The 7,886-nt window shown below is 71.2% G+C and carries 8 protein-coding genes; 2 read left to right on the top strand and 6 right to left on the bottom strand.

Going from position 1 to position 7,886, the window contains the following annotated elements:
• Positions 1 to 2: 2 nt before the first annotated feature.
• The 5 genes from soxX to HW578_RS03255 form a co-directional block, all read right to left on the bottom strand.
• Entirely contained in the window at positions 3 to 428 is a 426-nt protein-coding gene (gene soxX, locus HW578_RS03235) for a sulfur oxidation c-type cytochrome SoxX (RefSeq protein WP_198369088.1), read from the bottom strand.
• A 7-nt stretch (positions 429 to 435) separates the two neighbouring features.
• Positions 436 to 2,613: a xanthine dehydrogenase family protein molybdopterin-binding subunit gene (locus HW578_RS03240; protein WP_232478557.1), complete on the bottom strand. Its 2,178-nt coding sequence runs from the start codon at positions 2,611 to 2,613 to the stop codon at positions 436 to 438.
• Between the two features lie 11 nt (positions 2,614 to 2,624).
• Complete coding sequence (locus HW578_RS03245) at positions 2,625 to 3,086, bottom strand: (2Fe-2S)-binding protein (protein ID WP_198369090.1); 462 nt, start codon at positions 3,084 to 3,086, stop codon at positions 2,625 to 2,627.
• An 86-nt stretch (positions 3,087 to 3,172) separates the two neighbouring features.
• Entirely contained in the window at positions 3,173 to 4,345 is a 1,173-nt protein-coding gene (gene glcE / locus HW578_RS03250) for a glycolate oxidase subunit GlcE (RefSeq protein ID WP_198369091.1), read from the bottom strand.
• A complete protein-coding gene (locus HW578_RS03255; RefSeq protein WP_198369092.1) occupies positions 4,342 to 5,787 on the bottom strand; it encodes an FAD-linked oxidase C-terminal domain-containing protein in 1,446 nt (481 codons plus the stop codon). The genes glcE and HW578_RS03255 overlap by 4 nt, the downstream gene beginning before the upstream one ends.
• A 140-nt stretch (positions 5,788 to 5,927) precedes the next feature.
• On the opposite strand from HW578_RS03255, the gene HW578_RS03260 reads away from it, so the two are divergent.
• Entirely contained in the window at positions 5,928 to 6,311 is a 384-nt protein-coding gene (locus tag HW578_RS03260) for a hypothetical protein (protein WP_198369093.1), read from the top strand.
• 54 nt (positions 6,312 to 6,365) lie between these two features.
• On the opposite strand, the gene ykgO is transcribed toward HW578_RS03260, so the two are convergent.
• Positions 6,366 to 6,491: a type B 50S ribosomal protein L36 gene (gene ykgO, locus HW578_RS03265; protein WP_137125466.1), complete on the bottom strand. Its 126-nt coding sequence runs from the start codon at positions 6,489 to 6,491 to the stop codon at positions 6,366 to 6,368.
• Between the two features lie 160 nt (positions 6,492 to 6,651).
• On the opposite strand from ykgO, the gene HW578_RS03270 reads away from it, so the two are divergent.
• Positions 6,652 to 7,767, top strand: a complete 1,116-nt coding sequence (locus tag HW578_RS03270; protein ID WP_198369094.1) for a THUMP domain-containing class I SAM-dependent RNA methyltransferase — start codon at positions 6,652 to 6,654, stop codon at positions 7,765 to 7,767.
• The last annotated feature ends 119 nt before the right edge of the window (positions 7,768 to 7,886 follow it).

Raw genomic sequence — 7,886 nt, forward strand, 5'->3', positions numbered from 1 at the left:
CGCTACTCCCGCAGGGTCACGAGCCAGGCGACGACATCCTCGATCTCCTGGGCGCCCAGCACCGGCCGGCCGGCGAAGCGCGGATCGACGCGCAGCAGGTCGTGCGTGCGGTGATAGGCCGGCATGATCGCGCCGGGATTCACCCGCGTCGGATCGACCAGGCGCAGCCTGATCTGCCCTGGTGACAGCCGCCCGCCCACGCCGGCGAGCGGCGGGCCGATCTCGCCCATGAAGGGCTCTCGCGGGTCGGGGATGCTGTGGCAGATCAGGCAATTCGCTGTCTCCCGGTTCTTCACCACGGCCTCGCCGCGCGCGGCGTCGCCAACCAGGCCCGCAAGCGGCGCCTCGATGGCATCGCCCCGCACGACGAAGCCCGCGACCTGGCCCGCCGCGGGCGATGCCGCGGCGAGCAGCAGGGCCAGCACCACGCGCACGCTACGCGCGGCGCAGGTCCTGGTTCTTCAGCGGCACGGAGCGGATGCGCTTGCCCGTCGCCGCGAAGATCGCGTTCAGCACCGCGGGCGCGGCCACCATGATGGTCGGTTCGCCCACGCCGCCCCAGAACCCGCCCGAGGGCATCACGATCGTCTCGACCTGCGGCATCTCGTCCATGCGCAGCACGTTGTAGCTGTCGAAGTTGGTCTGCTCGATCGCACCGTCCTTCACGGTGCACTCGCCATAGAGCAGCGCCGAGAGGCCATAGACGAAGGACCCCTCGACCTGCATCTCGATCTGCCGCGGGTTCACCGCGACACCCGGGTCGGTCGCGGCGACGATGCGGTGGATGCGCAACTCGCCGCGGTCGCTGACGGAGACCTCGGCCGCGGCCGCGACATACGACCCGAAGCCCATCTGCTGCGCGATGCCGCGGAAGCGCCCGGCCGGCGGCGCGGCTCCCCAGCCGATGCGCTCCGCCACGGCATTGAGCGTGGCCAGGTGCTTCGGGTGGTTTGCCATCAGCTTGCGCCGCAGCGCCAGCGGATCCTGGTTCGTCGCATGCGCCACCTCGTCCAGGAAGCATTCCAGGTAGATGGCGTTCTGGTTGTGGTTCACGCCGCGCCAGAAATGCGGCGGCACGTGCGTGTTGCGCATCGCGTGGTCGATCAGCAGATTCGGGAAGGTGTACCCGATCGCGCTCTCGGCCCCGCTCGCGTTGAGCCCCTGGAACTGCACCGGATCGCGCCCGTTCTGCAGCGCCGTGGGGAACACGAAGGACAGGATCGACTGGCCGGAGATGCGCATGTGCAGCCCGGTGATCTCGCCATTCGCGTCGATGCCCGCGGTCATCTTCGCCTTGGTGATGGGGTGGTAGCGCCCCTGCACCATGTCTTCCTCGCGCGTCCACATGGTCTTGATGGGCACGCCCGGGACCTGCTTCGCGGTCAGCACCGCGTCGATCAGCCAGTCATGCGTGGTGCGTCGGCCGAAGCCGCCGCCGAGGTCCATCCGATGCACGTCGCATTGCTGCTGCGGCAGGCCGGCGGCCTGGGCAGTCGCGACCAGCGCGGCTTCGCCGTTCTGCGTCGGGCACCAGACATCGCAGCGCTGCGGCGTCCAGACCACCGTCGCGTTCATGGGCTCCATCGGCGCGTGGTTCTGAAAGGGGTAGGAATAGACCGCCTCGACCTTGCGCGGCGCTGCGGCGATCGCCGCGCGGGCATCGCCGTTGCTGTTGCCCACGAAGGCCTCGGCGGCGTTCAGCCCTTCATCCAGCATGGCGTCGATGGTGGATTGCTGGACGCGACCATTCTCGCCAACGTCCCATTCCACCGGCAGCGCATCCAGCGCCACCTTGGCCTGCCAGAAGGTGTCGGCCACCACGGCCACCGCACCCTCGCCCACCTGCAGCACGTGCCGCACGCCGGGCATGCCCCGCACCCGCGCCGCATCGAAGGAGCGCACGCGCCCGCCGAAGACCGGGCAGCGTTTCGGCACCGAGACCAGCATCCCCGGCATCTTGAGGTCGGAGCCGTAGACCAGCGCACCGGTCGTCTTCGCCGCGGTGTCGAGCCGCGGCCTGGACTGGCCGATCAGCGTCCATTCGCGCGGGTCCTTCAGCGGTACCGGATCGGGCGGCGTCAGCCGCGACGCCGCCGCCGCGACCTCGCCGTAGCGCAGCCGGCGGCCGCTCGGCACATGGGTGATGACGCTGTCGCGCGCGCTGCACTCGGCGGCCGGCACGCCCCACTGGTTCGCCGCCGCCTGCACCAGCATGATGCGCGCGGCGGCACCGCCGCGGCGCACATAGTCCTGGCTCTGGCGGATGCCCTGGCTGCCGGCGGTCAGGAAATTCCCCCAGGCGCGGTTGCGCGCCAGGCTCTGGCCGGGCGTGACGTATTCGGTCTCGATCTTCGCCCAGTCGCAGTGCAGTTCCTCGGCGATCATCTGGCACAGGCCGGTGCGCGTGCCCTGGCCCATCTCGCTGCGCGCCATGCGCAGCACCACGCGGTCATCGGGGTGGATCACCACCCAGGCGTTGATCTCGGGCGTGGCGGCGGGTGCCGCGGCCTGCGCCAGCGCGCCCTTCGGCGCGATGTGGAAGCCCAGTACGAAGGCGCCGGCACCGGCGAGGACGGCGCGGCGCGAGGGGCGGATGGTCTCGGTCGTGGTCATCGCTGCCTCCCTCAACCCGTCGTGCCGCCGCGCACGGCGGCATGGATGCCGGCGCGCACGCGGTTGTAGGTGCCGCAACGGCAGATGTTGGTCATCGCCTGGTCGATGTCGGCATCGGTCGGGCGCGGCTTCTCCGCCAGCAGCGCCGCCGCGGCCATGATCATGCCGGACTGGCAGAAGCCGCATTGCGGCACGTCGAGCTCGCGCCAGGCGCGCTGGATCGGATGGTTGCCGTCGGGCGAGAGGCCCTCGATGGTCACGATGCGCTGCGTCTCGCTGAAGGCCGAGACCGGCATCGAGCAGGACCGCAGCGCCTGGCCGTCGACATGCACCGTGCAGGCGCCGCAGGCCGCGACGCCGCAGCCATACTTCGTGCCGGTCAGCCCGACATGGTCGCGGATCGCCCAGAGCAGCGGGGTATCCGGGTCGACCGCGACCTCCACCACCCGCCCATTGACGTTGAGCTTCGCCATTCGCGGCTTCTCCCTGTTGGCCTCGTGCACAGCATGCCATGCCGACACGCCCTGCGCGAAGACGACATGGGCGGCTCAGCCGAAAGTTACAGCCCCGCCCGCATGCGCCCGGGGTTGAGGATGCCGGCCGGGTCGAGCGCCGCCTTCACCCGCGCTCCGATCGCCGCCAGCGGCGCGGGTTCGGCCGGCAGCACGGCCACGGCGAGGCGCAGGGAATCCGGCCCGCGGAACAGCGTACAGGTGCCGCCCGAAACCGCCGCCGCCGCGACCAGCGCGTCATGCGAGGCAACGCTGGCAGGTGCCGCGACCCAGACCAGCCCCCCGCCCCAGTCGAGCAAGGCGCGCCCGCCAAGCGCCTGCGCCGCGGCAGCCGCGGCCGGGCCGGCCGATGGCCGCACCGAGACGCGCCACACCGCATCCTCCGGCTGCGCGCCGAGCGGCGCGGCGTCGCGCACGTCGCGCCAGAAGGCGCGGCTTTCCTCCGCCTCGATGACGCGGGCATCGCCGAAACGCCCGAGTGCCTCGCGCAGCCGGCCCATGCGGTAGGCGACGGAGGGCGCGAAATCCTCAAGGCGCAGCGCTGCCAGGTTCGGCGTGCCGGGCAATAGCGCCGCGCCGCTCACGCCGTAGGGGCTGCCAAGCCCGGCCGAGAGAGCACCCACGCCCGCGGCAAGGTCCGGCACCTCCAGCAGCAGCGTCGCCGTGGCCTCCGGGGCGGGCAGCACCTTGATGGTGATCTCGGTCATCACGCCGAGCGTGCCGTAGGACCCTGCCAGCAGCTTGCACAGGTCGAGCCCCGTCACGTTCTTGAGCACGCGCCCGCCCGAGCGCAGCACCTCGCCGGTGCCGTTCACGAAGCGCACGCCGAGCACGTGGTCGCGCATGGCACCCCAGGCGATGCGCCGCGGTCCGGACAGGTTCGCCGCGACGATGCCGCCAAGCGTCGCCGGTTCGCCGCTGCCGAAGACCGCGCGCAGGTCGGGCGGCTCGGCGATCACCTGCTGGCCCTTCTCCGCAAGCGCCGACGCGATATCCGGCATCGGCGTGCCGGCGCGCGCCGACAGCACCAACTCCGCCGGGCGATACAGCGTGATGCCGCTCAGGTTGCGCACCGAGAGCGTGCGCGCCGCCTGCACCGGGCGCAGCAGCCCCCGCTTCGACCCATTGCCTTCGATCGCGAGCGGCTCGCGCGCCGCATGGGCGGCAGCGACCACGGCGGCCACGCCAGCCTCGTCGGGCGGTGCGAGCGACGCGCTCATTCGGCGGCGATCGCCGCGGGCGTCTCCTGCAGCGGAAACACCTTCGACGGGTTCAGCAGCCATTGCGGATCGAAGGCGGTCTTGAGGGCCCGCTGCTGGTCGAGCTCGCGCGCGGTGAACTGCACGCTCATCAGGTCCCGCTTCTCGACGCCCACGCCGTGCTCGCCGGTCAGGCAGCCACCCACTTCCACGCAGAGCGTCAGGATTGCCGCGCCGAATTCCTCGGCGCGGCGGAAGCTGTCGGCGTCGTTGGCGTCGAACATGATCAGCGGATGCAGGTTGCCGTCCCCGGCGTGGAAGACATTGGCGACCTTGAGATCGAACTGCGCGCTCATCTCGCCGATGCGCTTCAGCACGAAGGGCAGCTCGCTGGTCGGAATTGTGCCGTCCATGCAGAGGTAGTCGGGGCTGATGCGACCCACCGCGCCGAAGGCACCCTTGCGGCCCTTCCAGATCGCGAGCGACTGCTCGACGCTGTCGGCCACCTTGAGGCTGATCGGGTCGAAGCGCTCGCAGATCGCCTTGATGCGGTTGAGCAGGTCGTCCTGCTCGGCAGTGCTGCCCTCGACCTCGATGATCAGCATCGCCTCGGCATCCAGCGGATAGCCGGCATGGGCGAAGGCCTCGCAGGCATGGATGCAGGGCTTGTCCATGAATTCGAGCGCGACCGGGATGATGCCCGACCCGATGATGGCATCGACGGCCGCACCCGCGATCTCGGTGCCCTTGAAGGCGGCGAGCATGGCGCGGGCACCCTCGGGCCCGCGCAGGATGCGCACGGTCACCTCGGTGACGATGCCGAGCTGCCCCTCGCTGCCCGTGATGAGCCCGAGCCAGTCATAGCCCGCGGCATCGAGATGCGCCCCGCCGATGTCGATCACCTCGCCCTCGATGGTGACGAACTTCAGGCCGAGCAGGTTGTTCGCGGTGACGCCGTACTTCAGGCAATGCGCGCCGCCGGAATTCATCATCACGTTGCCGCCGATCATGCAGGCAAGCTGGCTCGACGGGTCGGGCGCGTAGAAGAAGCCGTCATCCTCGACCGCCTTGGTGATGCCGATATTGGTCACCCCCGCCTCGACCACCGCGAAGCGATCCTCGAGGTTGATGTCCAGGATGCGGTTCATGCGCATCAGCCCGATCACCACAGAATCCGCCAGCGGCAGCGCGCCGCCGGACAAGGAGGTGCCGGCGCCGCGCGGCACCACGCGCAGCCCGGTCTCGTGGCAATAGCGCAGCACCGCCGCGACCTGCTCCGTGGTGCGTGGCAGCACGACGGCGAGCGGCACCTCGCGGTAGGCCGCCAGGCCGTCGGTTTCGTAGGGCTTGAGCCGCGTTGCGTCGCCGATCACGCCATCACCGGGCACCAGGGCCGACAGCGCGGCCAGGATCTCAGCGCGGCGCGCGAGGATCTCGGGCTTGGGGGCGGGTTGCGCGATCACGGGCGGCGTTCCTTTGTCCGTCGCGAAGATGCGCACGACCCCACGCCTGGGCAAGCGCGATCGAGCGTTGCACGCAAGGATCGACCGGCGCAGCATCGCGTCCCGGACCCGGCGCCCTGCCGGGCACAGAGGGACACGCCATGCGATACCTCCTGCTCACGGCCGTGCTCCTGGCGGGCCACGCGGCATCGGCCCTGGCGCAGCAAGCGGGCACCTATAGCGTCGAGGGACAGGGCGCGGACGGGTCGCGCTATGATGGAACCGCGACACTCGCGCCGCTGGGGCAGAACACCTGGCGCGTCACCTGGCGTGTCGGCGGCGATACCGCGCAGGGCGTGGGCATCCTGATACCGCAGGGTCCGCTGCTGGTCGTCGGCTACACGCTAGCCGGGGAAACCGGCGTCGCGGCCTATGCCGTCCAGGCGGATGGGCGGCTCCTCGGCACCTGGACGCAAGGCCAGGGCGGTGGAATCGGGACCGAGATCATGACGCCCGGCGGCGGCGGCGGCGCCCCCCGGAAATAGCGAAGGGGGCCGAAGCCCCCCCTCAAGGCAGCAGGCGTCTGGCCCGCGGCGCGATCAGCCCTGGCGGGCCTTCAGGCGCGGGTTCTTCTTGTTGATCACGTAGACGCGGCCGCGCCGGCGCACCAGGACGCAGTTCTTGTCGCGGGTCTTCGCGGTCTTCAGGGAATTGCGGATCTTCATGGTCAACCTCGTGGAGGCGCGCTTCTAGGGGGGTGCGCCGGGCAAGTCAACCGGCTGCGCACGGCCATGGCCCTCGGCCCGGCGCGCCGGTACAAGCCGCCGGGCCCAAGGCCGGCGGCGCCTAGCCGTCGCGCCCGGCATGGCCTTGCCCCCGGACGTGATGACCCAAGACAGCGACTTCGAGATCTTCCTTGCCACATTCCCGGGCCTCGAGCCCGTTCTGGCGGAGGAAGTGCGCCTCAAGGGCTTCAAGCGCCCGACAGTAGTGCCCGGCGGCGTGGTGACGCGCGGCGGCTGGGCCGATGTGTGGCGCGCGAACCTGTGGATCCGCGGGGCGGGCAGCGTGCTCGCACGCATCGCATCCTTCCGCGTGGTGCACCTGGCGCAACTCGACACGCTGGCGCATCGCGTGCCGTGGGCGGCGTTCCTGCGCCGCGACATCCCCTTCCGCGTCGAGGCGTCCTGCGCCGGTTCGCGCCTCTATCACAGCGGCGCCGTGGCGCAGCGCATCGCCACCGCGATCCGCGACACGCTGGGCGCGCCGGAATCGCCCGAGGCCATGGTCATGGTGATGGCGCGGGTCGAGAAGGATGTCTGCACCCTCAGCATCGACACGTCGGGTGAGCCGCTCCACAAGCGCGGCTTCAAGGCGGCGGTGAATGCCGCGCCGCTGCGCGAGACCATGGCCGCGCTGTTCCTGCGGCAATGCGGCTACGACGGCGGCGAACCCATGATCGACCCGATGTGCGGGTCCGGCACCTTTGTCATCGAAGCGGCGGAGATCGCCGCCCGGCTCAACCCGGGCCGCGACCGCAGCTTCGCCTTCGAACACCTCGCCACCTTCGACGCCGAGGCCTGGGCCCGCATGCGCGCGGTGACGCGCGCGCGCCCAGCCGGCATCCGCTGCCACGCGCGCGACCGCGATGCCGGTGCGATCGCCATGAGCCAGGCTAATGCCGAACGCGCCGGCGTCGCCGACATCACGGAGTTCCGGCAGGGCGCGATCAGCGAGCTGCAGCCGCCCGAGGGTCCGCCGGGCCTCGTCATCCTAAACCCGCCCTATGGCGCGCGGCTCGGGGACGGCGGCAGCCTCGTCCCGCTCTATCGCGCGGTCGGCCAGGTGCTGAAGGCGCGCTTCGTCGGCTGGCGGGTGGGCCTGGTGGCGCAGGATGCGAAGCTGGCCCATGCGACGGGCCTGCCCTTCCTGACGCCAGGCCCGCCCGTGCCGCATGGCGGGCTTCGCGTGACGCTGTTTCACACAGGGCCGCTGGCCTGACCACGGATCGACGGCAGCGGAACGAGGCGCCGGCCCCAGCCCTGCCCGGCGCGGCCGCGGCTTCGAAGCCGCGGCTGCCCCACCCGGCGCCGTCGCGCCCGCCGAGGCGCGTTCAGTCG

The organism is Roseomonas rosulenta, from assembly GCF_016106005.1.
Taxonomy (GTDB): Bacteria; Pseudomonadota; Alphaproteobacteria; order Acetobacterales; family Acetobacteraceae; genus Neoroseomonas; species Neoroseomonas rosulenta.

Excerpts from the sequence above, each read along its gene's own strand:
- HW578_RS03260 (WP_198369093.1), top strand. The coding sequence starts at position 5,928 with ATGCGATACCTCCTGCTCACGGCCGTGCTCCTGGCGGGCCACGCGGCA.
- ykgO (WP_137125466.1), bottom strand. The coding sequence starts at position 6,491 with ATGAAGATCCGCAATTCCCTGAAGACCGCGAAGACCCGCGACAAGAAC.
- HW578_RS03240 (WP_232478557.1), bottom strand. The coding sequence starts at position 2,613 with ATGACCACGACCGAGACCATCCGCCCCTCGCGCCGCGCCGTCCTCGCC.
- HW578_RS03245 (WP_198369090.1), bottom strand. The coding sequence starts at position 3,086 with ATGGCGAAGCTCAACGTCAATGGGCGGGTGGTGGAGGTCGCGGTCGAC.
- HW578_RS03270 (WP_198369094.1), top strand. The coding sequence starts at position 6,652 with ATGACCCAAGACAGCGACTTCGAGATCTTCCTTGCCACATTCCCGGGC.
- glcE (WP_198369091.1), bottom strand. The coding sequence starts at position 4,345 with ATGAGCGCGTCGCTCGCACCGCCCGACGAGGCTGGCGTGGCCGCCGTG.